The 24383-nt window shown below is 44.4% G+C and carries 21 protein-coding genes; 9 read left to right on the forward strand and 12 right to left on the reverse strand.

The window, feature by feature from the left end; genetic code table 11:
• Positions 1-85: 85 nt before the first annotated feature.
• From BJP37_RS42825 to BJP37_RS23115, 4 genes are all read right to left on the reverse strand, one after another.
• Entirely contained in the window at positions 86-1723 is a 1638-nt protein-coding gene (locus BJP37_RS42825; protein ID WP_075902291.1) for an eCIS core domain-containing protein, read from the reverse strand.
• 12 nt (positions 1724-1735) lie between these two features.
• Positions 1736-1861 carry a hypothetical protein gene (locus BJP37_RS43845; protein WP_269087053.1) on the reverse strand — a complete coding sequence of 42 codons (126 nt, stop codon included), beginning with the start codon at positions 1859-1861 and terminating at the stop codon, positions 1736-1738.
• A gap of 115 nt (positions 1862-1976) precedes the next feature.
• Complete coding sequence (locus BJP37_RS41460; RefSeq protein WP_198954153.1) at positions 1977-4067, reverse strand: eCIS core domain-containing protein; 2091 nt, start codon at positions 4065-4067, stop codon at positions 1977-1979.
• Between the two features lie 123 nt (positions 4068-4190).
• On the reverse strand, positions 4191-6536 hold the full coding sequence (locus tag BJP37_RS23115) for an eCIS core domain-containing protein (protein WP_075902293.1): 2346 nt from the start codon (positions 6534-6536) through the stop codon (positions 4191-4193).
• A 173-nt stretch (positions 6537-6709) separates the two neighbouring features.
• Here BJP37_RS23115 and BJP37_RS23120 point away from each other — a divergent pair, with 173 nt between their 5' ends.
• From BJP37_RS23120 to BJP37_RS23140, 6 genes are all read left to right on the forward strand, one after another.
• Positions 6710-7126 carry a XisH family protein gene (locus tag BJP37_RS23120; RefSeq protein WP_075902295.1) on the forward strand — a complete coding sequence of 139 codons (417 nt, stop codon included), beginning with the start codon at positions 6710-6712 and terminating at the stop codon, positions 7124-7126.
• Positions 7114-7449 (forward strand): XisI protein, encoded by a 336-nt coding sequence (locus tag BJP37_RS23125; RefSeq protein WP_075902297.1) that lies wholly within the window; start codon positions 7114-7116, stop codon positions 7447-7449. The genes BJP37_RS23120 and BJP37_RS23125 overlap by 13 nt, the downstream gene beginning before the upstream one ends.
• Before the next feature lie 228 nt (positions 7450-7677).
• Positions 7678-7818, forward strand: a complete 141-nt coding sequence (locus tag BJP37_RS39875) for a hypothetical protein (protein ID WP_158069733.1) — start codon at positions 7678-7680, stop codon at positions 7816-7818.
• 3 nt (positions 7819-7821) lie between these two features.
• Positions 7822-8763 (forward strand): cobalamin-binding protein, encoded by a 942-nt coding sequence (locus BJP37_RS23130; protein WP_075902299.1) that lies wholly within the window; start codon positions 7822-7824, stop codon positions 8761-8763.
• Positions 8756-10006 carry an AAA family ATPase gene (locus BJP37_RS23135; RefSeq protein WP_075902301.1) on the forward strand — a complete coding sequence of 417 codons (1251 nt, stop codon included), beginning with the start codon at positions 8756-8758 and terminating at the stop codon, positions 10004-10006. The genes BJP37_RS23130 and BJP37_RS23135 overlap by 8 nt, the downstream gene beginning before the upstream one ends.
• Before the next feature lie 2 nt (positions 10007-10008).
• Positions 10009-10521 (forward strand): hypothetical protein, encoded by a 513-nt coding sequence (locus BJP37_RS23140; protein WP_075902303.1) that lies wholly within the window; start codon positions 10009-10011, stop codon positions 10519-10521.
• A 302-nt stretch (positions 10522-10823) separates the two neighbouring features.
• On the opposite strand, the gene csaB is transcribed toward BJP37_RS23140, so the two are convergent.
• From csaB to BJP37_RS23155, 3 genes are all read right to left on the reverse strand, one after another.
• Positions 10824-11867: a polysaccharide pyruvyl transferase CsaB gene (gene csaB, locus BJP37_RS23145; RefSeq protein ID WP_075902305.1), complete on the reverse strand. Its 1044-nt coding sequence runs from the start codon at positions 11865-11867 to the stop codon at positions 10824-10826.
• A gap of 81 nt (positions 11868-11948) precedes the next feature.
• Positions 11949-13478 carry a YifB family Mg chelatase-like AAA ATPase gene (locus BJP37_RS23150; protein WP_075902307.1) on the reverse strand — a complete coding sequence of 510 codons (1530 nt, stop codon included), beginning with the start codon at positions 13476-13478 and terminating at the stop codon, positions 11949-11951.
• A 240-nt stretch (positions 13479-13718) separates the two neighbouring features.
• Entirely contained in the window at positions 13719-13898 is a 180-nt protein-coding gene (locus tag BJP37_RS23155; protein ID WP_075902309.1) for a hypothetical protein, read from the reverse strand.
• Positions 13899-14139: 241 nt separating this feature from the next.
• On the opposite strand from BJP37_RS23155, the gene BJP37_RS23160 reads away from it, so the two are divergent.
• The 3 genes from BJP37_RS23160 (at position 14140) to BJP37_RS23170 (ending at position 17609) form a co-directional block, all read left to right on the forward strand.
• Positions 14140-14778: a Fic family protein gene (locus BJP37_RS23160; RefSeq protein WP_229415425.1), complete on the forward strand. Its 639-nt coding sequence runs from the start codon at positions 14140-14142 to the stop codon at positions 14776-14778.
• A 567-nt stretch (positions 14779-15345) separates the two neighbouring features.
• Positions 15346-17073, forward strand: a complete 1728-nt coding sequence (ltrA, locus tag BJP37_RS23165; protein WP_075906382.1) for a group II intron reverse transcriptase/maturase — start codon at positions 15346-15348, stop codon at positions 17071-17073.
• 167 nt (positions 17074-17240) lie between these two features.
• Positions 17241-17609, forward strand: a complete 369-nt coding sequence (locus tag BJP37_RS23170) for a hypothetical protein (RefSeq protein ID WP_198954154.1) — start codon at positions 17241-17243, stop codon at positions 17607-17609.
• A 270-nt stretch (positions 17610-17879) separates the two neighbouring features.
• Here the strand turns inward: BJP37_RS23170 and BJP37_RS23175 are convergent, their stop codons facing one another.
• The 5 genes from BJP37_RS23175 to BJP37_RS23190 all read right to left on the reverse strand — a co-directional run bounded on the left by BJP37_RS23175 (position 17880) and on the right by BJP37_RS23190 (position 24365).
• A complete protein-coding gene (locus BJP37_RS23175) occupies positions 17880-19028 on the reverse strand; it encodes a glycosyltransferase (RefSeq protein ID WP_075902311.1) in 1149 nt (382 codons plus the stop codon).
• A gap of 206 nt (positions 19029-19234) precedes the next feature.
• Positions 19235-20350: a glycosyltransferase family 4 protein gene (locus BJP37_RS23180; protein WP_075906384.1), complete on the reverse strand. Its 1116-nt coding sequence runs from the start codon at positions 20348-20350 to the stop codon at positions 19235-19237.
• A gap of 303 nt (positions 20351-20653) precedes the next feature.
• The gene (locus BJP37_RS23185) at positions 20654-22846 is read right to left on the reverse strand and encodes an NHL repeat-containing protein (protein WP_075902313.1); all 2193 of its coding nucleotides are present in this window, start codon (positions 22844-22846) and stop codon (positions 20654-20656) included.
• Between the two features lie 130 nt (positions 22847-22976).
• Complete coding sequence (locus BJP37_RS37225) at positions 22977-23183, reverse strand: hypothetical protein (RefSeq protein ID WP_143727754.1); 207 nt, start codon at positions 23181-23183, stop codon at positions 22977-22979.
• Between the two features lie 117 nt (positions 23184-23300).
• Positions 23301-24365: a glycosyltransferase family 4 protein gene (locus BJP37_RS23190; protein ID WP_075902315.1), complete on the reverse strand. Its 1065-nt coding sequence runs from the start codon at positions 24363-24365 to the stop codon at positions 23301-23303.
• Positions 24366-24383: the final 18 nt, after the last annotated feature.

Raw genomic sequence — 24383 nt, forward strand, 5'->3', positions numbered from 1 at the left:
TGTAATTGCGACTGTTGTATTTGTCAATTATAAGGGTATAATCATCCTTATTAATATCAGTATTTAAGCGTATCATTAATCCAGTTTATTCTAGCCATGATTGCCGAGTACGCTGGTTTAATCTAAAAATAGCCTTATTAGGCTTTCCACCTTCTTTGATGTCTCTATTAAAATTATCTATGATGTCTTCTACCTTTTCTTGATATTTTTTAAAGATATTTTCTTGTTGTTCTAGCCACTCCTGTTCTGCTAATTTCTTAAAGTCTTCACTCTCTTTTGCTGCTTTAATTGCAGCTTCTACTTCATCATCACTCAAGGATTTGGTACTGCTGGGATCGTCAAAATTTATACTAGGATAAATAGATTCAGCGACATAGGGGATGTTGGCATGTCCAGTCCAATTTCCTTTCTTATCAAGGATGTGCCCGGCACTCTTCTGTGCTGTAATATCTACCAATGCATAATTTCCTGTACTGAGTTTTATGGCAACGTCAGGTCTAGTTCCTTTGAGAAGAGTAGTATTTTGAGTTTCAAATTCAGAACCCAAGGCTTTTATTCCTACATTTGCTTTTCCTTCAATCACGTAACCGGCTGCCGTCGAGGGATGAATAACTTTCTTTCCGTCCTCATATTCTTGCTTGCGCCTAAAATAAATTAGTTTCTGGGCTTCTGATGCACCATCATAATTACCTTTTATAAATTCATCAAACGCTTTTTCTACTTCATTATCTACTTTCTCAGCTTTTTCTTTTCCTTCCTTTTCTTCAGGAGTGTAAGCTGATTCTGCTTTAGGATGTTGAGGCTTAAAAGTAATAATTTTTCGTTGTATTACACCCTGATTAAAGTCTTGGCTTTCTGTTTGTCGCTGTACTGTACTACCAATTTGCTGTACCACATGGGTTAACTCATGGGCAATCAATTCTTGCCCTCCTCGACTCCCAGGATTATATTCCCCCTGCCGAAAGAAAATATCTTTACCTGTAGTAAAAGCACGAGCCTGAATAGATTGATTCAACTGGTTAGATTGGGCATCAGCGTGAACCCTGACTCCACTAAAATCTGCTCCAAACGACTGTTCCATTGGTTTCCGGATACTTTCGGCGATGGGCATCCCCGACCCCTTTGCCTGTTGGATTGAGCTTTCCAACTCTGGGGTAGCTGCCATCCCACCTTCTACAGATTGAAGCTGCACCATTGGCTTCCTCATCAGTTCATCTTGCTGACCTTGAGCTTGAATCGACTCTGGTTGAGTGCTGTGACTAGTCACTGGTGTGTTGATCCGATCCACTACTTCCGATGCTACTCGGTCAGCTTCAAGCTCATACTTGTCCCCAGCTTCACCAATAGTCAGCTTCGCCTGTACTGGATTCCCCTGCTGCCAATGGCCCATTAACTCATGGGAAAGTCCCCGAAACCTTGGCATTCGCTGGATTGACTGCCCACTAACAGGGGAGACAGTACTCAGTAGAGGATCTTGGGTTCGATGAACTTGTCGAGATAAGTCTTGCTGGGATTTAATTAGATTACCCAGTGCTCGGTTGCCGATTATCCCTTGCAGTTCCTCGATTGGGTGGTATGTTGGCTTCCTACTTCCCGATACTATTGACTGATCTCGAGTTAGTGTCTTTCTGGTTTGGCTTTGTCGTAGATTACCCATGAGCTTGGTTAAATCTTTAACAGTCACATCATCATGATATAGCCGAATGGCACTGGGGGTGTTCACCCCAAGACCGCGCTACATCCCTACCAATGTGGCATAGCTTCCTTTGTTAACCCCAGCAACAACAGAGCAGATCCCATTGAGTAGGCTAGGGTGGGCAAATAATGATAGTTTGGCAATTTCATCAGGAATCATGTCCATTTGCCCACCCTACAAGAGCTACAAGATCCGCGATCGCACTGCTCAACCTGGGCTGAGTTAGATCGGTAACATCCAATTGCTTAGCAAATCAGTACTAAGGCTTGGGTGAAAAGGCTTATTTCAAATTATGTTTTACTTCTTTAATAAGTTGATCGGTGTCCGGTGTATTTGGATCAACTCCTAAGGAACCTATAAGTGCCTCTGCGTAGGCCCGGTCCAATGGGCTACCATATATAGACTCTTCTACAATTTTTGTAGCAGCCCATAAACGTATATTCTCTTTCTTCTGCTCTATTGCCTTCTTTAGTTCTTTTTCATCAGGAGGCTGAGTAATCGACATGTCTAAATGCTCCTTTATTATGTATTCAGCGAACTGCCGTTGACTTGAATCATTCCACATTGCTATTAGCTCTTTTGCAATATAACTAGGTTGCTTATGACGTATCCTCTTAAATATTCTGTACCCGAGAAGCCCCAAAGCGCCTAATCCAACAATCACACCAACTACACTTGCCCCTATGCCAGTAGCTGTAGCAGCTCCTAGTCCTGCAACTGTGAAACCGGCAGCTGTTAGTCCTGCTGCTCCTGCTCCCGTTGCAGATGAGCCTGATATCATATCGTTACTCGATCGAGCCACTTTACTGCCTGCTTTTTTATTTGTGTAAGCTGCAGTTGTAAAAGTTGATCCTTTGAGTTCTGTATATCTATCTTCAAGAGATTTGATTTGAGCTTTGCTTTTACGCGCATCTTTACGATTTTTGTATGCAACTGCGGTACCGAGCATACCAAAACTAAGACCAATTCCACCTAATGTGAAACTTGGTGTGGAACTGGCTAATGCTGCTGCCGGTCCTGTTATACCTTCTGAAGCTGCTTCTAGCAGACCTATACCACCTGAAGCTACACCAGTACCTGTCTGGGCAGTATCAGCAGCAGCAACAACATTTGATCCCGCTATCTTAGCAACTCCTTCTTTTAACTTCGTACTTTTTCCGGTTTCAGGTAGCTCTAGATCACTTTGTTTCTGTCTCTCAGGTAAGGTAACTATTCCCTCCATATAAATATGGAAACGATATAGCTTCTCTAAAGCTTTGGCTAATTGACCACTCTTGTGCAAACTATAGTTCTCCTCCTCGGCTTGTAATGAAACTAAATTCAATCCCTTTTCGAATACCTTCTCGACATCGGGTAACTGTTTCCTCGCGAACTCTTTCCACGATTTCATAGACCTGACCCGTGGAATTAGCATCATTGGAAGAATACCAAGTTCGTTGATTATCTTTTTTATCCGTTGCGTTTCATCAATTTCTCTTAGAGAATCAAACACTTCATTCAGAACATAAACTAAGTTATCCAAGTACTGATCGAAGGTTACAATCCCAACATCCTTTCTTATTGGATCCGTTGCTTTCATGCACTGAATCGATGAAGTTTGATGAGCCGAAGTCGACAACCTGTGCTGGGGATTAGTCTTTTTCAATGCCGGTTTGGGAACTTCTGCTTGTGTGACTGCTCGTCGTCCCATCAGGTCAGCTTCTTGTTCTAGGCTTTTCTCATCGTTGACCATGATACCCTTCGTTTGGGTGGTACCTTGGACCCGTCCCTGCATTTGCTGCACCACATGCCACGCTTCGTGGGGCAGATGTCGCTCCTGCCCCGGACCCACCTCGATCGTTTTACCCTGGGTATAGGCTAGGGCCTGGATCTGGGCAGGTTTGGGCGAATTATAATTAACTCTGACATCATCGAGTGAATATCCTGACAGGTTTTCCACTCCTGCTTTGAGCTTATCTGGTAATCCGGTTTTATTCGGGGTAGGTGCGTTAATGCGGTCTACATCTTCCGATGCTACTCGGTCCGCTTCTTGCTCATACTTATCCCCAGCTTCACCAATAGTGAGCTTCGCCTGCACTAAATTCCCATCAGACCAATTGCCCCTTAACTCATGGGAAAGTCCCCTAAACATTGGCATACGCTGAATTGACTGCCCAGTAACAGGGGAAAGACTACTCAGCAGAGGATCTTGGGAACGATGAACTTGTCGAGATAAGTCTGGCTGGGATTTAATTAGATTACCCAGTGCCTGGTTGCCGATTATCCCTTGCAGTTCCTCGATGGGGTGGTATGTTGGCTTCCTACTTCCTAATACAAGAGACTGATCTCGAGTTAGTGTCTTTCTGGTTTGGCTTTGTCGTAGATTACCCATGAGCTAATTTAAATCGTTAATAGTTTACAAAATTAACAACCAATGATCTTACCGAGTATGTTATCGGTGTAGGGGAGTGAAACTTTGAGTCTGGATTTGGAATATCCCCATCCAGTTCAACTATCAGGCTTTGCTTATGATGATCTGTTCCAATTCTGGTAATAAACTGTCGATGGCAGTAATTGTTGATTGTGCCATCCTTCTAACCAGATCTATCTGAGCATTGGTTATCCTTCCTTGTCTTCCTTGATTAAAATTTGGGAGTAAGTCATTTAAAACTTTTCTAATCTCAGCATTTCCAGAGTTATTAACCTGTTGTTGATAAATTTGTTGAACTTCATACCAATCTAAACCTAGACCTGTTCCGACTTGAATTATCCAGCCTTGTGGGTTGGCATGAGACTGTCCCGATTTCAAAACATTTGTCAAAGCCTTTTGGAGTATAGCTTGAGGAATATTCCTTGCTAAGATCGACTGCCTAGTGCGATGGTTGTAGTTTGGTAGGGGTCTTGCTTTGAGGCGAGCGCCTCCACCTGCTGTTGATGTAGCTATTGCCGCCTTGGGCTTGAAGAAGGCATATTCCTTGAGAGCTGGTTGTTGATTGATGCCACGGAGTACATTTTTCATAAGCTCCCTTCCTTCGCCACCTTTGATACCGAACAATCGATTTTTGAGTGGGCTGTTCGGCACATTTGGATTATCTAAAAGTGCTTCATACTTTATAAGTGTATTAGGTTCAGGAAAATATGGTGCCCTAGGATCTACTTTTGAAATAATCCGACGAACCTTCATATCAATTTTATTAGCCAGTACACTCAAATCGTCATCAGCAGGCAAATCTCCACCCTGAGCCCCCTGACGCAGCTCGTACCCACCGCTGGCTAGATAGGGGAGTTGTCTTCCTTTAGTCTGATGACGTGTAAGGAGTTGGTCGTACTTGGAAAATAAACCCATGGGTTGATAATGACCGTGTCGAGATCGCTCCTCTGGAACTATGAGACTAAGCGCGTCGGCATCCCCAATATGAATATAAATGTTTGGTATTTTAAATCGATTTTTTAGGTCATTGACACATTGTTGAGTGTATGGGCTTTTTGTTATTTGATCCCTAAATACCCCATAAGGGAGATAGTTGGCTTGTGTTAATGGGCGTTCTGCTTGTTCCTGATCGGCAGCAGCAAGTGTGCCGAAGTCTGTTTCTATCTGATGTGAATTAGCCTTTGTCTTTCTCAATTTATCAAACCAAAAGGGTTCCCATGTAAATCCAAAAACAATCCCTGGATAGTTAAAATTGCCTGTATTATTGATCACATCTCTGATTTCATTCTCACTTCTACCCCTAATTAAGCTTTTGTATTTATTCACCCCAACTACTAGCCTAAATCGATAAGGCATCTGTGTTTTATCTTCAAACCCCTCCTCATACTTATTAGCGATTGCGTTTGGAGTTGTACCTCCCGGATAGGTAGGAACATTTGCCACATAGCCGTAATTAAACTGGGGATATGGTTGATTGGGTAGATGACCAACTAACTTGTTATGTACATCTGAAGTCTGAGGACGATTTTGTCCCTGCTGTTGAACAGTTTTTAGTTCGTACTTGTCTTGGAACTGCATCAAAGACATACACTGGATCCTAGCTACAGGAGCTGCGCTGACCCTAACAGATTGATTAGTCACAACTTTGCCACCTGCTTGCTGCACCACATGAGTCAACTCATGAGCAATTAACTTTTTCCCCTCCTGACTCCTAGGATTATATTCCCCCTGCCGAAAGAAGATATCTTTACCTGTAGTAAAAGCACGAGCTTGAATTGATTGATTCAACTGGTCAGATTGAGTATCATTGTGAACCCTCACCCCACTAAAATCTGCCCCAAACGACTGTTCCATTGGTTTCCGGATACTCTGTGCGATCGGCATCCCCGACCCCTTTGCCTGTTGGATTGAGCTTTCCAACTCTGGGGTAGCCGCCATGCCACCTTCGATGGATTGAAGCTGCACCATTGGCTTCCTCATCAGTTCATCTTGCTGACCTTTAGCTTGAATCGAGTCTGGTTGAGTGGTCTGACTAGAAACTGGTGCGTTAATCCGCTCCACTACTTCCGATGCTACTCGGTCAGCTTCTTGTTCATATTTATCCCCAGCTTCACCAATGGTAAGCTTCGCCTGTACTGGATTGCCCTGCTGCCAATTGCCCCTTAACTCATGGGAAAGTCCCCGAAACCTTGGCATTCGCTGAATTGACTGCCCACTAACAGGGGAAAGACTAGTCAGCAGAGGATCTTGGGAACGATGAACTTGTCGAGATAAGTCTGGCTGGGATTTAATTAGATTACCCAGTGCCTGGTTGCCGATTATCCCTTGCAGTTCCTCGATGGGGTGGTATGTTGGCTTCCTACTTCCTGATACAAGAGACTGATCTTGAGCTAGTGTCTGTCTGGTTTGGCTTTGTCGTAGATTACCCATGAGCTTGACTAAATCTTAAATAGTCGGCAAACGTCACCTAATCATCATATAGCCGAACAGTGACTGCATCAAGAACAGTATCATAATACTACTTTGGCAAGGGCTCTACTATTAGCGATCGCCCTGGAATGTAAATTGTTCTATGATTGAAAGTAAACTATAAAAAGATAACAATGGCAGCCAAAGATAAATTTCATGCTGCGGTTAGAATCGCCCTAGAAAAGGAGCAGTGGAAGATTACTGATGATCCGTTGCGACTGGAAGTAGGCGGAACCAAGTTTGAAATTGATTTAGGTGCGGAGCAACTGTTAGCAGCAGAGCGAGGCCAAGAAAAAATTGCAGTAGAGATTAAAACCTTTTTGAGTGAGTCGCAACTGACAGCTTACCATGCTGCCTTAGGACAGTTTTTGAATTATCGGCTTGCCTTAGAAATCAATGATCCAACTCGGATTCTATATTTGGCAGTGCCTGTGATTGCTTATCAAGCTTTTTTTAAGCGAGAATTTGCACAAATTTCAGTAGAGAGATATCAGATTAAACAAATCATTTATGACCCGAGTCAAGAGGTAATTGTAAAATGGATAACCTAGAGTCTTATCGCCAGAGCATCCAGTCGTTGTTGACGGATTATGCTGCCATTCCCATCGCTAATGGCGTGATTGATTGCTACACGGTTTTTGATACCAAACAAGACCACTACATGGTAATGACTGTCGGATGGGATGGCTATCGACGGGTCTATGGTTGTGTTTTACATATGGATATTAAAAAGGGAAAGATTTGGATTGAACAAAATATGACCGAAATGAGAATAGCCCAAAAACTTGTGGAGAGAGGGGTGGCGAAGGACGATATTGTGCTGGGGTTTCAAGCACCAGAATTTCGGCAATATACGGACTATGGAGTTGGTTAATTTATAAGCAGTCAGCGGTCAGCAGTCAGCGGTCAGCATGGTAGGGTGGGCAAATATTGAAAGTTTGGCAATTTAATGAGGAATCATCGACCTTTGCCCACCTGACAAGAGCCAATGCGATACGCGCACGCTACGCGAACAGCTATCAGTGGGGTAGGGTGGGCAAATATTGAAAATTTGGCAATTATATTAGGAATCATCGACCTTTGCCCACCCTACAAAAGCTAAATGAATTGTGATAATATTGTTCCCTGTTCCCTAATCCCTGTTCCCTGTTCCCTACTCCCTGTTCCCTGTTCCCTACTCCCTGTTCCCTGTTCCCTGTTCCCTATTATTGACTATTTATATCCTGAACTTATCAACGTCTAAACTATGCTTTCACAAAACCTGAGAATTGTTACTCTGCTCCCCAGTGCCACGGAAATTGTGGCAGCTTTAGGATTAGCTGATGCCATTGTAGGGCGATCCCACGAATGCGACTATCCCGCAACCATCAAAAATCGACCTGTCTGCACCGAGGCTCAAATCAACAGCGACAAACCCAGTGCCCAGATTGATGATGATATAAACAATTTGGTAAAACGTGCCTTGAGTATTTACCAAGTAAAAACTGATGTTTTAGAACAACTGCAACCAACCCACATTGTTACTCAAGATCAATGTGATGTCTGTGCTGTCAACTTCGATGTGGTGGAGAAAGCAGTTGCGAACCTTACTAATAGCCAGCCTCAGATAATTTCCTTGCAGCCAAACTTGCTAACTGAGGTGTGGGCAGATATTGAGCGAGTTGCTGTCATCCTGGGAGTAGAGTCACAATCTCTACTGAACCAATTACAGTCTCGTGTCGAAACCTGTAAGCAAAAGACACAGGAAATCTCGGAAAATGAGCGCCCTACTGTTGCTTGCATCGAGTGGACTGATCCGCTCATGGCTGCTGGTAACTGGATTCCTGAATTAGTGACCATTGCAGGTGGTAATCCTCTGTTTGGGGCTTTAGGTAAACATTCCCCTTATCTGGAATGGGATGCTTTAGTCAAAGCTGATCCAGATGTAATTATTGTAATGCCTTGCGGCTTTGATTTGGAACGCACAAAACAAGAAACCCAACAGATGGCTCACCATTCGCAGTGGTCAACTTTGCAAGCGGTACGCCAGGGGAAGGTTTTTGTTACTGATGGTAATGGGTATTTCAATCGTCCAGGACCAAGACTAGTCGATTCAGTAGAAATGATAGCAGAAATTTTGCATCCAGACCTGTTCACTTTTGGTTATCAAGGCACTGCTTGGGAAAGGTTTGAGGTAGGAAATGCTTAAGAAACTTATTTTGAAAAATTGGAAAAGCTTCCGTTATGCAGAATTCCCGATTGATCCCCTGACTGTGTTAATCGGAACGAATGCTAGTGGAAAATCTAATCTAATTGATGCTTTGGAACTTTTAAAACGAATAGTGTTTGGAAAGGAGATTCGATCCGCTTTGGCAGGGGATCCTGCTTTTCCTGGGATTCGAGGTGGAGTAGAGTGGGCGTCACTCAAGCCAGAATCTCACTTTACCTTGAAAGTTGTGGTTGAGGGAGAGGATGATGAAACCGATTACCTTTATAGTATTACAGTAGAAACCAAACCAAGTGTTCAGTTATCTGATGAATCTCTAATTCGCCAGGTCTATTCACCAGATAGTAATCAAATCCTTACTCAAACTAGTTTGTTCCAAATATCTGATCCTAGAACTCAAGATAAAGGTATTCAGATTAAATTGCTAGATCAAGAACAAATTTTGTTGATAAATTTCTGGAAAGGTTCTAATTCTATTTTGAGTATACTTAGGGTAATAAACTATAATGCCGATATTAAAAATATAATTGGAAAGGTTTGTACAATTATAGAAAATATTTTTATTTTTAATCCTATTCCTGGCAGAATGCGGAACTATTCACCCCTTTCTGATCGCATTGAGAGTGATGGCTCGAATATTGCTGGTGTGCTAGCCGCATTACCTAAAGAGCAAAAAGAGGAGTTTGACTCAACGGTGTCTGCTTACTTGAAATATCTGCCAGAACGAGATATACAGGAAGTTTGGGCGGAACCAGTAGGAAAGTTTGGTACAGATGCTATGCTCTACTGTAAGGAACAATGGAAACCTGGTCAAACTACAGAAATTGATGCCCGAGGAATGTCAGATGGAACCCTGCATTTCTTAGCAATTATTACCGCACTGATCACACGACCAGAAGGGAGTCAATTAGTAATTGAAGATGTAGACAATGGATTGCACCCATCTCGGTTACATCTGCTGATAAACATGCTGAAAGAAATTGGAGAAAAGAGAAAAATTGACATATTAGTCACTACTCACAATCCGGCTTTGCTAGATGCTTTAGGACCAGAAATGATTCCCTTCGTAGTTGTAGCACACCGGGATTCAGAAACTGGAGAAAGCACACTCACCCTTCTAGAAACTATTGATAATTTACCTAAATTGATGGCATCTGGTTCCTTGGGTAACCTAGTGACTAAAGGAGCTATTGAAAGGAATATTTCTGATCCTAAGTCACTATAGACATGAGGAAGGTTTTGATTATCGATACATCGATTCTCTGCGTTTACCTAGAAGTTCCTGGAAAAGAGACTTGTGGATCTGGTAATAATAGATGGAATAAGCAGCGAGTTGTTGAGCTTTTGGAAAAAGAAGAAAAAGCATCGACAACGTTTGTACTACCCTTGGCTGCTATTATTGAAACTGGTAATCATATTGCTCAAGCTAGAATAAAAAGGTATGAAACTGCCCAAGCTTTAGCTGAGATTATGGAGAAAGCAGCAGATGAAAAAACACCTTGGGCAGCTTTCACTGATCAGTCAGTGCTTTGGGACGCTCAAGGACTGAAAAAGTTAGCAGTCGAATGGTCTCAACTCGCAGCACAAAAAGTTTCAATAGGTGATGCTACCATCAAAACTGTAGCAGAATTCTACGCAAAAACTGGTTGCCAGGTGGAGATTCTTACTGGTGATCATGGACTTAAGGCATACCAACCCACTACACCAGCCCCAATTCCCAGACGCAGGAGAAGTAGATGAGCTGAGGGCGTGACAAGTGCTTACGCATTTAGTAGGGTGGGCATTGCCTGTTTCCCACTCCCCTACCTGCCCGAATTCACCAAAGCAATGCCCACCAACCTTTGAGAATGCGATCGCGGCATTAGTATTTTATCCTCACACTATAGGTTATTTTCACTTCCTCCTAATCTTAATGGGTAGTGCTATATCTCCTCTTATCTCCTCTTGATATTTTCCCCCCGCGCCCCCGCCCCACACTCCCTGTTTAACCCTAAATGTAAAAAACCTACCCCTACTCCCTTTGGTAAAGTAAAAATTAACAATTAACAAACTGTCATCAGCACATCCTGATGCATCCTTGCCCGGTCTACCAATGACTGAATTTGGTCTTTAGTCAATGGTTCACCATTAGCATAGTGTTCTAGCCAGGTTTTACTAATCACATTTGGGTCATCTGGTAAACTAGCAACATCCCATCCAGGTAAATCCAGTTGCTCCATCAGATAGTTAACTTTGGGGTCATAACTGAGGGCAAAACATCGACATTCTTCCGCTGCTGCCATAATCAAACTGTGGTAGCGCATCCCAATCGCCATTTCCACCCCGCGAAATAATCCTTTTAATTCTCTAGGGTCTTCTATAGAAAAGATCTGATGGGGACCGGTTAACTGAGACGCAATAGATTGAGCAATGGTCAAATCTCGGGAAGCTTGGAAAGGGACTAATAAAATACAGGTTTGTGTCGCTTTCTGAAAATCCACTAAGGCATGGGTCAGATTATTCAGGCGTTTGGGAGTTAGGCTAGAATGCGATCGCAAAGTAACTGCTACTCTTGGTGCTGGTAAATCCCACAATCCTGGTACAGGTTTGGAGTCTAATGCCCAAACTGGATCGGGAGCCATAATAAACGGAATTTCCCAATCCGCTAGGAGTGTCGCTGAGCCATAATCCCTGACACTGACTGCTGTACATCCGGTGAAGGACCGCTGGGCTAGGGAACCAATCAGCCGACGCTTAATTGGACCAACCCCCTGGGCCCAAGCAATGGTTTTCAGACCCATCCTTTGGGCTAATCCCATTAAACCACAGTAGTAGAGAGGGCTAGCGGCACTAGTCACATCTTGGATTAAACTACCACCCCCCCAGATGAATAGTTCCGAAAGGCCCATAGCCTTGAGCACTGGTAGGGTAGACATGCGATCGCAACTTTCTACTCCATAGCGCTGACGAGTTTGACTAGGGTTACCGGAAAGGACTATCGGCTTCACTGACTTTGGGAGCATTTGCAGCAGTGACGCTAACAAGGCTTCATCGCCACCGTTGCCCTTGCCGTAATATCCACATAAAACTGCTTTGACTTGCTTCATGCCTTCAACTCGTCTTGCCTACTACTCCCTATATTCCCATCCGTTAGATCCCTTAACCCATCAATTGCCCCTGATTGGAGCTTATTGCATCCGATCAATAGTACGATATTGAATGGCTTCAGCAACATGTTGGGTTTTAAGGTCATCATCACCACTCAGGTCGGCAATGGTACGGGCAACTTTGAGAATACGGTCGGTGCCTCTAGCAGAAAGACCAAGTTTGCGAATAGCCCCTTCTAATACATTACGGGAAGTATCATCTAATTTACAGAATCGACGTAGATGATGGCTTTGCATCTGAGCATTGCAATGAAGAGTGGGTTCAGTGTGGAAGCGGTGATGAGTGCGATCGCGTGCGACTTGGACTCGTTCTCGCACCGGTGCTGATTCTTCTCCTGTAGACTGTCTAGTGATTTCTTCAGGTTTAAGCCGATTCACAGCTACTTGTAAATCAATGCGATCCATTAATGGTCCTGATAGCTTCGACCAATATTGTTCCCGTTGGCGAGGGGAACAGGTGCAAGGTTGGATCGGGTCACCAAAGTATCCACAGGGACAGGGATTGGTACTAGCCACTAAGGTAAACTGAGCAGGAAACTGTACCGATTGGCGGGTGCGGGAAATAGTGACTTGTCCGTCTTCCAAAGGTTGGCGTAGGAACTCTAAGACATTGCGCTTGAATTCTGTCAACTCGTCTAAAAATAAAACTCCCCGGTGGGCTAAGGAAATTTCTCCCGGTTTCGGAAAACTACCACCACCGACAAGAGATGGACCAGAGGCGGAATGATGGGGACTGCGAAAAGGGCGATCGCAGATCAGTTTGCCGCGATTTTTCAATAAGCCAGCAACAGAATAAATTTGAGTGACTTCCAAAGCTTCAGCAAAACTCAACGGTGGCAAAATTCCCGGTAATCGTCGCGCCAACATGGTTTTACCACTGCCAGGAGGACCGACAAAGATTAAATTATGGCCCCCAGCCGCTGCAATTTCTAAAGCTCGACGCCCATGAGCCTGACCTTTAACATCCGTTAAATCCGGTGCAGTAGACTGATAAACTTGCAACTCCCCCACGCTATCAATCTCTACCGGTGAATAGCGCTTTGGCTGGTCAAGGAAATCAGCAACATCTGATAGGTGCTCAAATCCATACACAGTGATGCCATTCACCACTGCAGCTTCTGTAGCATTGTCAGCAGGAACCACTAACCCAGTAATTCCCATTTGCTTTGCTGCCGCAGCAATTGGAAGTACACCAGCCACAGGTCGCAAACTGCCATCAAGGGACACTTCTCCGAGAAATAGGTGGTCTCCCAATAACTGAGGATTTAACTGTTCCGATGCCGCTAAAATACCAACACTGATCGGTAAATCAAAACTAGGACCTTCTTTCCGTAAGTCAGCCGGAGCCAGGTTAATCACAATTTTGCGTATCGGAAAGGCAAAACCAGCATTTTTCAGTGCTGCTTTCACCCGTTCTCGGGACTCTTGGACAGCGGTATCCGGTAAACCAACGACTACAATTCCCGGTAAGCCACCGGACACATCTACTTCAACCCCTACTTTTACAGCATCAATGCCGATAATTGAACCACTCCAAACCCTAGCCAGCATAGTGTTAGCCTGATACGTGTTTTGGGACAAGGAAAATAACAGGACTTACGCGGTTAAGTGTCTTTCGCCCCCCTAGCCCCCCAATTATGGGGGGTAATGATGTCAAAGTACCCCATAATTGGGGGATTTAGGGGGCAAATGCGTAAGTCGTGAATAAAATAAGGGGAGAGTAGGAAAACTCCCCATCTCCCCATTACCAGTCTCACCTTTTCCTTCGTTTCTCTTTTTAGGAACCTTCACTTAAAGGCAAGTATAGTGCTTATCGCCTGGAGAGTTTAACCGGAAAATTACATAAATACTGATATCCTGTTCATAACAGGGATGTAACCTAGGATTTTCGGGGAATCGGGAATCGGGAATCGGGAATCGGGAATCGGGAATCGGGAATCGGGAATCGGGAATCAGTAATCTTACCAACATTACCCATTAGCAATTACCTATTACCAAAAATCCAGGGACTACTTGGGAAGAGATTAATCGAACTTGATATTACAGATAGTTTTCCACTAACGCAACAATTATAGTAGACCTCTTACAAAAGTATTGTTCTGATAGTGTTTGTCTCAATTCTTGTTCCGATGATCCGCTGCTCCGAAGTTCTCTGTTCCCTACAACTGCCGCCAAGTCTAGTATACTGAGGTTGGGTTGATAGGAATTACCCATGCAGTCGTTTGAACCAGGTTTTATTGAGCACCAGCTGATTACTCAAAATCTACTGCGTACTATCCGGCTGATTGGTGAATACAAAGGCAAGCAAGAACTGTTCAAAGAACAGTCACCCCAAGTTTTGCAAACACTACGTCAGGCGGCGATTATTCAGAGTACTGAGTCCTCCAACCGCATAGAAGGCATTACAGTGCCCCTCGAACGCATCAAGGAACTGGTAGCTGAAAAAACTACGCCCCGCGATCGCTCCGAACAAGAAATTGCTGGCTATCGAGATGTACTTAGTACGATCCACAGCAGCTATGCTAACATCCCTTTCACTCCAGGGGTGGTGTTACAGCTGCATCGTGACCTTTACCAGTTTTCTGTTGGTGAGGGTGGGCGCTGGAAGTCGGTAGATAATGAAATCAGCCAAACTTACCCAGATGGTACAAAGGTTGTGAGGTTTCAACCACTTGCGGCTTATGCTACACCATCCGCGATGGAACGCTTGCACGAACAGTTCAATCGCCTCTGGCAGTCTGAGGAATTCGAACCTTTATTGCTCATCCCCACCTACGTCTTGGATTTTCTGTGCATCCACCCTTTTAGTGATCGAAATGGACGGATGGCTAGTGCGATTCGTTGGCTATAAACCTTAACCTGAAAGGGTTTCAGGGGGATTAGCCGCAAGGGACTAAAAGAACCTTGACAACTTGATAACCATGCAGATGTAAATTCTGCCCTCTCGAAATTGGAGTGACAACCCTACCCCTACTCAATAGGAAATAACAAACCTTAGGGTAAAGCGGGGTCGAACGTTGGAATACTGCTAACCCAAAGCGGTTTCGCCAACAGGTAAAAGAACTCATGGATAACGAAAGTAAAGATACATCCGAACCATCGCAATGTCCACGTAGCGAAACGGGCTGACACGCTACAAACAAACAGTTAACGGAGCAAAAGAGGCTAGAAGGTTTAGCCACCTTACTAGAATTTCCCTCATCTCCCGGTGGACAGTATCATCCTAAAAGTTCAAAGAATGGTTATCAGGAACGAAGTAACCACACAGATGCTCTCAAGAAGGTCGATTCTTGAGTAGGTAGTTAGCCGCATGGTCTGTGTTGGAAAGACTGAGTCAGAAAGCTAACGCCGGTATGTAATGTACTGGATATGCCCACGGACTCACGCGGATTAGTAGAATGTGGAGTTGCAAGTAGCAATGAAAAAGTCTAAAACTCGGGGGTTTACCCCACAGTCGGAATGGAAGAAAGTGAATTGGCGAAAGCTAGAAATCACTATCTTTAAGTTGCAAAAACGAATCTACAGAGCTTCTCAGCGTGGTGACGTGCGAGTGGTTAGAAAACTACAAAAGACTTTGATGAAGTCCTGGTCAGCAAAAATGCTAGCGGTTAGGAAGGTAACCCAAGAGAATAAGGGAAAAAAGACTGCCGGAATAGACGGACAGAAAGCTTTAACCAATAAGCAGCGTCTCGCCTTAGTAGCCTCCCTTACCATCTACAAGAAACCTCAACCAACTCGCAGAGTTTGGATTGATAAACCAGGTCGTTCGGAGAAACGCCCCCTAGGGATACCTACCATCTACGACCGAGCACTCCAGGCACTCACCAAACAGGCTTTAGAGCCAGAATGGGAAGCACGCTTTGAACCCAACTCCTATGGATTCCGACCAGGAAGGTCATGCCACGATGCAATTGGAGCAATATTCATCAGTATCAATAAAGCCCAAAAATGGGTACTAGATGCTGACATATCCAAATGTTTCGACAAAATCAACCATCAAAAACTGCTAGAAAAACTTAATACCTATCCATCTATGAAGCGATTAATCAAATATTGGTTAAAAGCTGGAGTAATAGATAAAGGACGATTTTCCGAAACAAAAGAGGGAACCCCCCAGGGTGGGATTATATCACCACTCCTGGCAAATATAGCCCTTCACGGAATGGAAGAACACATAAAGAGCTACGCCGAAACGTTAAAAGGGAGTAAAAAAGCAAACAGACAAGCTCTTACACTGGTCAGATATGCAGATGACTTTGTCATTATGCACCCATCCAAAACCGTGGTTGAAGAAAGTCAAGCAATTATCAGTGAATGGTTGAAAGGCATTGGCCTGGAGCTGAAACCAAGTAAAACAAAAATAACCCACACACTAGAAGGTTTCGACTTTCTCGGGTTCAACGTCCGACAATACAAAGTCGGAAAACACCACTCAAAGCGCGGTTTCAAAACCCTCATTAAACCATCCAAGAGTAAAGTTAAGGAACACGTAAAGCGGCTTTCAAAAGAAATAAGCCAAATGAAAACCGCTAAGCAAGTCTCAGTGATAGAGAAACTCAAACCCATAATAAAGGGATGGGCAAACTATTACAAACCTGTAGTCAGCAAGAAAACCTACTCAAAGGTAGACAACTGTCTATATCAAAAACTCAGAAGATGGGGATTAAGGAGACATCCAAATAAGTCAAAATCCTGGGTTAAGGATAAGTACTGGGGAACTAAGGTATATACACCAAAAGAAACCTGGAAAGAACCAAAGATTGATAATTGGGTATTCATGACAGAGGAAGATAACTACCTTCCAAAACATGCCAGAACAGAAATCGTTCGACATGTAAAAGTCAAGGAAACACGAAGCCCTTTCGATGGTGACCTATCCTACTGGGGAAACAGAATGCAAAAACACCCAGAATTGTCCACAAACAAGGGGAAACTCTTCAAAAGACAAGAAGGAAGATGTACATTCTGCAATCTAAAATTCCGAGATGGCGACCAACTGGAAACGCACCATATAATACCACGCGCACACGGTGGAAGCAACCTCATAAAAAATCTGGAGTTGTTACATCTACACTGCCATGACCAAAAACATGGACAAAAATCTAAACCTTCTAATTCAGACGATTTAGATTCAAACCCGTTCTGAGAAGTACCCACTGACAAGGGACTACTGCGCGAGGAGCCGTGTGAGAGGAAACTTTCATGCACGGTTCTGAAGACGAGTCGGAGGGGCGACTCTCCGGCTTAGTTTAATGGCTGCTGACACTACTGTTACTATACAAAGCTGGTTACGAGGTGGGGCGGTTTATTAGTTTGGAACGCATTGTAGAACGCACAAAGGAAAGCTACTACGATACACTTTACCAGTCCTCCCAAAGCTGGCATCAGGGACAGCATAGTTTGTTACCTTGGTGGGAGTATTTTCTGGGAGTGTTGGTGCTATCGGCGTACCGGGATTTTGAGCAACGGGTTGGGTTAGTAACCTCAACCAAAGGCGCTAAAACAGCGATGGTGCTAGATGCCATTAACAATATAGTTGGAGATTTTTCGATCAAGCATTTACAGGAACAATGTCCTACTGTAGGAATTGATCTGATTCGCCGTATCTTGCGCCAGGAAAGGAAGGCTGGGCGGCTCGAATGCCTTGGGCGAGGGCCAGATGCCCGTTGGCGGAAGAAATAGGTACTGTACCTATTAAATAGGTACTGACCAGCTAGTTAGTACCTATTTAAGGGTAATTTTCGTTGCAGAAGCTGTGTGATCAGGCTTGTGTCCGCACCTTCAAAGCCCCGTGGCAAGAACAACCGTTGCTAATCTATAGCAGAGAAAGAGTTGGTTAGGACATAAATGTTTGAGTTTAACGAAAATAGGAATCCCCCCTGATATAGCGCTACGCGAAAGTCATAACTTACTTTTGACTTCTGACTTCTAACTTCTGACTTCCGCGTAGCGCTATACCTTGTTCAGAGCTTGGTCAAAGGCCCTAAACAGGGATTCCAGGGAAAAAGTATCCTTAGCATGGATATAACCCCGCTCGGCTAGCATATATGCAGCAATTGGATCACTTAGCAATTCACCAATGACCTTAGCTAATGCTACGGAATCTCCTGGGGGTACCAAGTGACCAGTCTCGCCATCCTCAATCAACTCCACTGCACCACCAGCAGCAGCAGCAACTACGGGTCGTTTTGCTAACTGACCCTCAACAATCACCCTACCAAAGGGTTCCGGTTCAGTAGAGGTATGGAGTACAATATTGCAAGCAGACATCAATGCTGGCACGTCATTGCGAAATCCTAGCATGTGAACACGACCAGCAAGTTCTGGTGCCGCAGCCATAGCTTCGAGCCGTGAGGCGTATTCTGCTTCACCAAATAGGGCTTTACCAACCAACAGCGCGTGTACATTGGGGAGTTCCTGTAAGGCTTCTAGTAAAATATGCTGACCTTTCCAGTAAGATAGCCGACTGAATACACCAACCAGTGGAGCATCACCAATGCCAAGCTGGTCACGGATTTGAGCGGATTGATCCGATGCCAGATTATCGAAGGGGTCTGAACCAATACCGTTGTAAACCAGTGTTACTAGGTCTTCGCGTCCCCCAGCAGCGATAAAGGCTTCACCAGTAGCACGAGAATTGACCAATACTTGAGATACTCGATGATTAGCGAGGAAAACGGCTATGGCACGATTGACCGAGCTAAAGTGTTGTGCGGTCACAATATCTCGCAGGTGCCAAACCACGGGAGGACTGCCCATCAATGTTGCGATCGCAGCAGCAATGAACGCTTTTTGGGAGTTGGCGTGTACTAGCTCAAACTCACGTCCAGCTGCTGCTATTTGACGAGCCATCCACCACAGGGCAGGTAATGCTTTGACAGCACTGAGTCCCCCTGAAGTTTTTACGGCTAAGATGGATTGGGGTGCAGGTATGACCTTGACCTTCACCTGTGCAGCTTCCAGCCGTTCCCGGAACGGGCCATCGGCAAACAGCAGTACTTCGCTGGTGTCCCGGTAGGCAATGGCTAGATCTAGCAGGCTTAACTCAGCTCCCCCCAAAACGGCGGCATGATCGACAAAAAGGACTCGACGGCGCTTCATAAGAGTGGGTAGTTCAAAAAGAGTGTTTCAAACGTGCAAAAGCTCACAGACTAATCTGATCACTGATCTCGGCTATCGCATTTACTAGTTTAATGAGGTACATTAATTTTTAGTCTTGCTCTGAAGCTCCATGCTCTGAAGCTGCATGCTCCCTAAAAGCAAGAATAAACGTACCTCACATAATTAAAAATTGCTATAAATGTTGATTAATTTATAGCAGCTTGATAAACCGATTTAATTCGTTGAGCAATCACCGGCCAAGTATAGTGCTCATGAACATAAGCTTGACAAGCCTCAGAGCTAGGGAGTTGACGCTGACCAGAAAATACCTCGATCATGCCCTGAGCAAGTTGATCAACAGAAGTCCCTTCAAACAATAAGTCTTCCGAGAAAGGCTGTAAAATCTCTGGAATACTATCTACAGGTGTTCCTAGAACTGGCGTTCCATTCACCAAGGACTCAATAACAATTAGACCAAAGCCTTCCCATGCCACAGTTGGCACCACGGAGAAAGTGGCAGCACGGTAAGCTAGGGCTAAATCTTGGTCTGACACAAAACCCAACAACCGGACATGGTCAGTCAGTCCTAATGTTTCAATCTGTGCTTGCAAGGTTGGCATCAGTGTGCCTTTACCCGCTATCAGTAACAGCACGTCTGGATAGCGCTTACGCACCTGATCCACTGCTGCAATTAAATTTTCCAAGCCCATGCGTTTAGCTAACCGTCGCACAGCTAAGATAATTGGTCGCTCTTGAGACCAGCCTAGTTTTGACCGTGCCTCCTGGGGTGTAATGGTGGTGTCGAAACGCTCGGTATCAACCCCCGGAGGAATAATGTGAATGCGCTCTAGTGGGATATGATACTCTTGGTGCAAGGTGTTGCGGAAAGCCTCAGAAAGTACGATAAACTTAGCTATCCGTTTGTAAGTCACCCGCTCTAGCATCCATTTTAACCGAGTCGCAACGGTATTGCTGCCTTCTACATGCCCTTCTAAGGCCCAAGGCCCTTGGAAGTGCATCACCATTGGGCGACTGTCTAATTGATCGAGAATTGGAAAGGTATATAAAGCGAAGTGGGACACTACTAGGGGGTAGTCTTCCTCCTTCAGCACTCGATGCATCGTTTGTCGGATACCGCTCCAGCGTTGCCAGAGAGGGGATTTATGGCTAGCAAAGGCTTGGACTTGACCACCGGAGTTTTCAGATACAGCGGTTGAGCCTGCCACTAAGCCATGCATCTCCACACCAGCTTGGGGTAAGTAACGAGTGCAATCGTAATAAACTCGGTTGAGTCCTCCTGCTTGTTCAGGGAACCAACCCATACCAATTTGAAGTGTTTTCACAGTACTAGAGCCTCGATAGTTTTTGTTATAGCAAAGGGAAGAGGGAGTCGGGAGTCGGGAGTCGGGAGTCGGGAGTAGGGAGTAGGGAGTAGGGAGTTGGGAGTCGGGAGTCGGGATGCATCGCTTCTGCCTTCTACCTTCTGCCTTGTTGTTGTGCAATTTCAATAGACCTCTTGCAAAAGTAGTTTTCTGATAATGTTTGCGTCAATTCTTGTCCACTGTTCCCTGTTCCCTGTTCCCTGTTCCCTACAAGTGCCGCGAAGTCTAATGTGTAACAGCTGATTAGGGGTCCATCTTTATCCGGTACATTAAAGCTTTAGCGTAAAAATCCTCTTCAGCAAATAGCAAGTATTCTCCATTTTTTCTTCGCACTACTCTTAAGGCCATCGGGACATCCAGCCAACCTGTGGTTGATTTGACTTCTGGGCCGGGGTTTATTTTGCCAATCTCTTGACCTGTGCGAAAATCATAAACTCGCACTTTAGGGTATCGATTCGGATCTTTTTCAAAACTATTATCGACATAGCCGACAAATAAATAGTCTCCCGAAACAGCCATACTTTTCGGTAAATCTGGTCTGACTCCTTCGGAGGTTTGATTGTAAGCGATGACTACTTCACCGACTTTTTGTGGCGTTTTACTCCAATTGATATATTTAACAGCTCTGTTACCAATCAATCCCCAATCACCCCTGGTATTAAAGGTCGGGGAATATCCAGCAATGTACATGGTATCGGTTTTCGGATGATACTCAAGTCGTTGAATAATTTGAAATTCCTTTGGCATTTCAAAGGATTGTTGATTGTTAATATCGTAAATCGGGCTGCCGTAGGCATCAAACCGTTTAAGGGATAGTTTTTTAATCCCGTTTGTTGATGTACCTATCCAGATATTACCGTCATCATCAGGCCAAAATGCCCAACCCCGATAATTTTGTCCTTGATTATATTCACCTTGTTCAGCCTGTTCCTCTTGTCCATTACCGTTTTTATCTTGCCAATACCGATAATCCAATTGACTTCCCCAAAATGAGGCAGTGGGAATAGCGACTTCTCCATCAGTAGCCGGATTAAAGCGATAAACATGGATACCAGCTGACTCGGTATACATACTATTAGTAAACATCAGCTTCCGACCCTTAACCCGGCGAATCATAGCACCAGCATTATGCTTGATAGTCTTCTTAATCCGATTATCATTAGGATATTTAAAGGGATTAACGGTATGGGCGACATGAGTCCATTCTTGACCTGATGATTTACTGTAATCTAGTTTAAACTGTTGATTTTTCGTATGAACAACAGTTTCATCCGCTGGATCAATATCAGGAATGTCAATAAATAAGAGACCTTGCAATTTCCAATTGAGAGTGCCATCCAGTTTGTAGCTATCCACGGTTAATCCACCGGCTTGCCAAGCGTAAATTCGACTGGGATCACTGGCGACATAAATATTATTATCCTGATCGACTCCAATCCCGGTAATGGAATTAAAATGTAAGGGTCGGATTTTTCCAATTTCCTGAGGAATTCCGGCGTAGATTCCCCCTTTGACACCAAAGGTTCCATCAGGAGTTGGATTTCCACTGCTGTCTAGATTTTTAAAGATTTTAATCTGGTTATCAGGTCCACCATCTCCTACTAATAGGCGATTTTGATTATCCACAACAATAGCTGTAGGGATGCGAACCGACTCAATTTTACCTTGAACTTTGCCCGTTTCTATATTTAACTTAAGTATCTTATTGGTCTTGTTCTGGATAACCCACAATGAGCCAGTTTTATCTAATGCTAACTTACCCGGTTGATTCACTGACCATTTTTTAACCGGTTTCATGGTCTGGGCATCATAAACTTTGATTTTATTGTTAGGAGTATCACTAACATATAAGCGACTATTATCTGCTGCAATTCCCCGAATCAAACCTTGATTGGTATTGATAATCAACATACTCTTATCATAGCCATTACCCCCCTTAAACTTTGCTCCTTTATAATTACTTCTGTTATAGCGACGAACACAATACCATTTATCATCAGAATTGGGATATCCTACGCCATAGCGACCCGTTTGTCTCATCGCCATGTAAATATAGTTATCATTCACTGCGATCGCAGTTCCCCCCGATCGTCCCCAGCCATGGGTAGCATCCAGTTGACCAAGAACATCACCATTTTTATAAACCCCCCCTTCTCTACCAGCTTCATCCCAGGGAGCATTAGCATAAACCGTACCATCGGGACTTACAGCCATCCCTAAAATCGATAGCTGGACATGTTTTCCCTTGCCGGGAAGCTCACCTCCAGGACCATAGGTATTACCGATCCAAGAGGTAGTGTAAGTCAACCGTTGGCTTGGGTTGGATTCAGCAGTTATAGTGTCATTGTTGCTAATCACAGAATGGGCAATTATTACCAAAACAGCGATCACAGGAACAATGGCAGCATATTGCCATTCGGGGATACGTATTGACATAGTTTTTTCCCTGAACTCGAAAGTATTTAAAAGGCTGGAGACTGAAGACTAAAGGGTGAACGCGATCGCGTGGCCAAAGGCCAAGGTTAGACGGTTGAAGGTTGAAGGTTAGACGGTTGAAGGGTGAAGGTTAGACGGTTGAAGGGTGAAGGTTAGACGGTTGAAGGTTGAACGCGATCGCGTGGCCAAAGGCCAAGGTTAGACGGTTGAAAGTTGAAGGTTGAACGCGATCGCGTGGCCTTTTGGCCAAGGTTAGATGGTTGTTCGCCTTTGGTGTCCCTTGTCGGGTAGGTTGAAGCTTCAGAAGATAACCTGTAACTTGTAACCTGCTAACCAAATAACCTGTAACCTGTAACCTGGTAACCTGTAATCTGCAACCTGTAACCTGTAACCTGTAACCTGCAAGCTGGTAACCAAATAACCTGTAACCTGGGGTAGCAGCGGTGAAGCTCCCTTAGGAAAGTTTTAGAAGCTGATGGTAGACAGTAATAATCTTCTCCACCATAGTGGTGAGGGTCAGTTCCTCAATGTTTTGCTGTGCTGCACGTCTTAATCTATCTTGTTCAGACGGACTAGCCAGAACCATTTCGATCTGATCTGCCAGTGCGATCGCATTTTTAGGAGGAACTAGCACTCCTGCCTTACCGTCATCTAGTGCTTCGGGAATACCATCCACGCTAGTAGCAACAATCGGGCAAGCCACCTGTCGTGCTTCCATCAAAACCAGACCGAAAGACTCACGGTGTGAAGCCAGGACAAAAACATCCGCTGCCATCATGTAAGCTTGGGGATTTTTATGAAAACCTTCGAAGTGAATACGATCAGCAACTGACGATGCCGCAGCTTGAGTTTCAAACATTTGACGGTCGGGACCATCTCCCACTAAGTACAAATGTGCCTTAGGAAAACCCTTAGCGACCTGCTCAAAAGCGCTAATTAACTCAGTAATTCCCTTACGTCGGTTCATGCCAGCTACCGTGACAATAGCGGGATGTTCCAAAGCTTTAGGAGTGCAGGTTTCTATTGCAGGTAATCGGTGACTGCCTAGAGTACAATTCTTGATCACAGGCATTTTACCCGTGGGAATACCCCACTTAGACATCGACGTTGCTACCGCATCACTCACGGAAATCACTCGTTCAGCCAATCCCATCACTACTGAGCTACGTTGGTGAACATTGTGAAGATGAGATACTAGCTTATATTTTGCTGAACCCCGTAGGAACCAAGCTAGGACTACTCCCGTCATCATGTGTCCATGGACAATATCTGGCTGAAATTCTGCGATTATCCCTCGATAACGCCCAGCAGCCTTGAGCAAATGCAACGGTTTTCGGGTCTGATCCAGTTCAAAGTGAGTGACGCCATAAGCGTTTAGCAATGTTTCATATCCGCCGCCAGCAGAGGCAATACCAACCTCATGACCGGCTTTCGCTTGCTCACAGGCAACGTCAATTGCTAGATTGACAATACCATTACCAGTTTGTTTAATATGGTTTAAGATATGGAGTATACGCATCAAACATCTCCCAAAAAG

Source organism: Moorena bouillonii PNG, assembly GCF_001942495.1.
Taxonomy (GTDB): Bacteria; Cyanobacteriota; Cyanobacteriia; order Cyanobacteriales; family Coleofasciculaceae; genus Moorena; species Moorena bouillonii.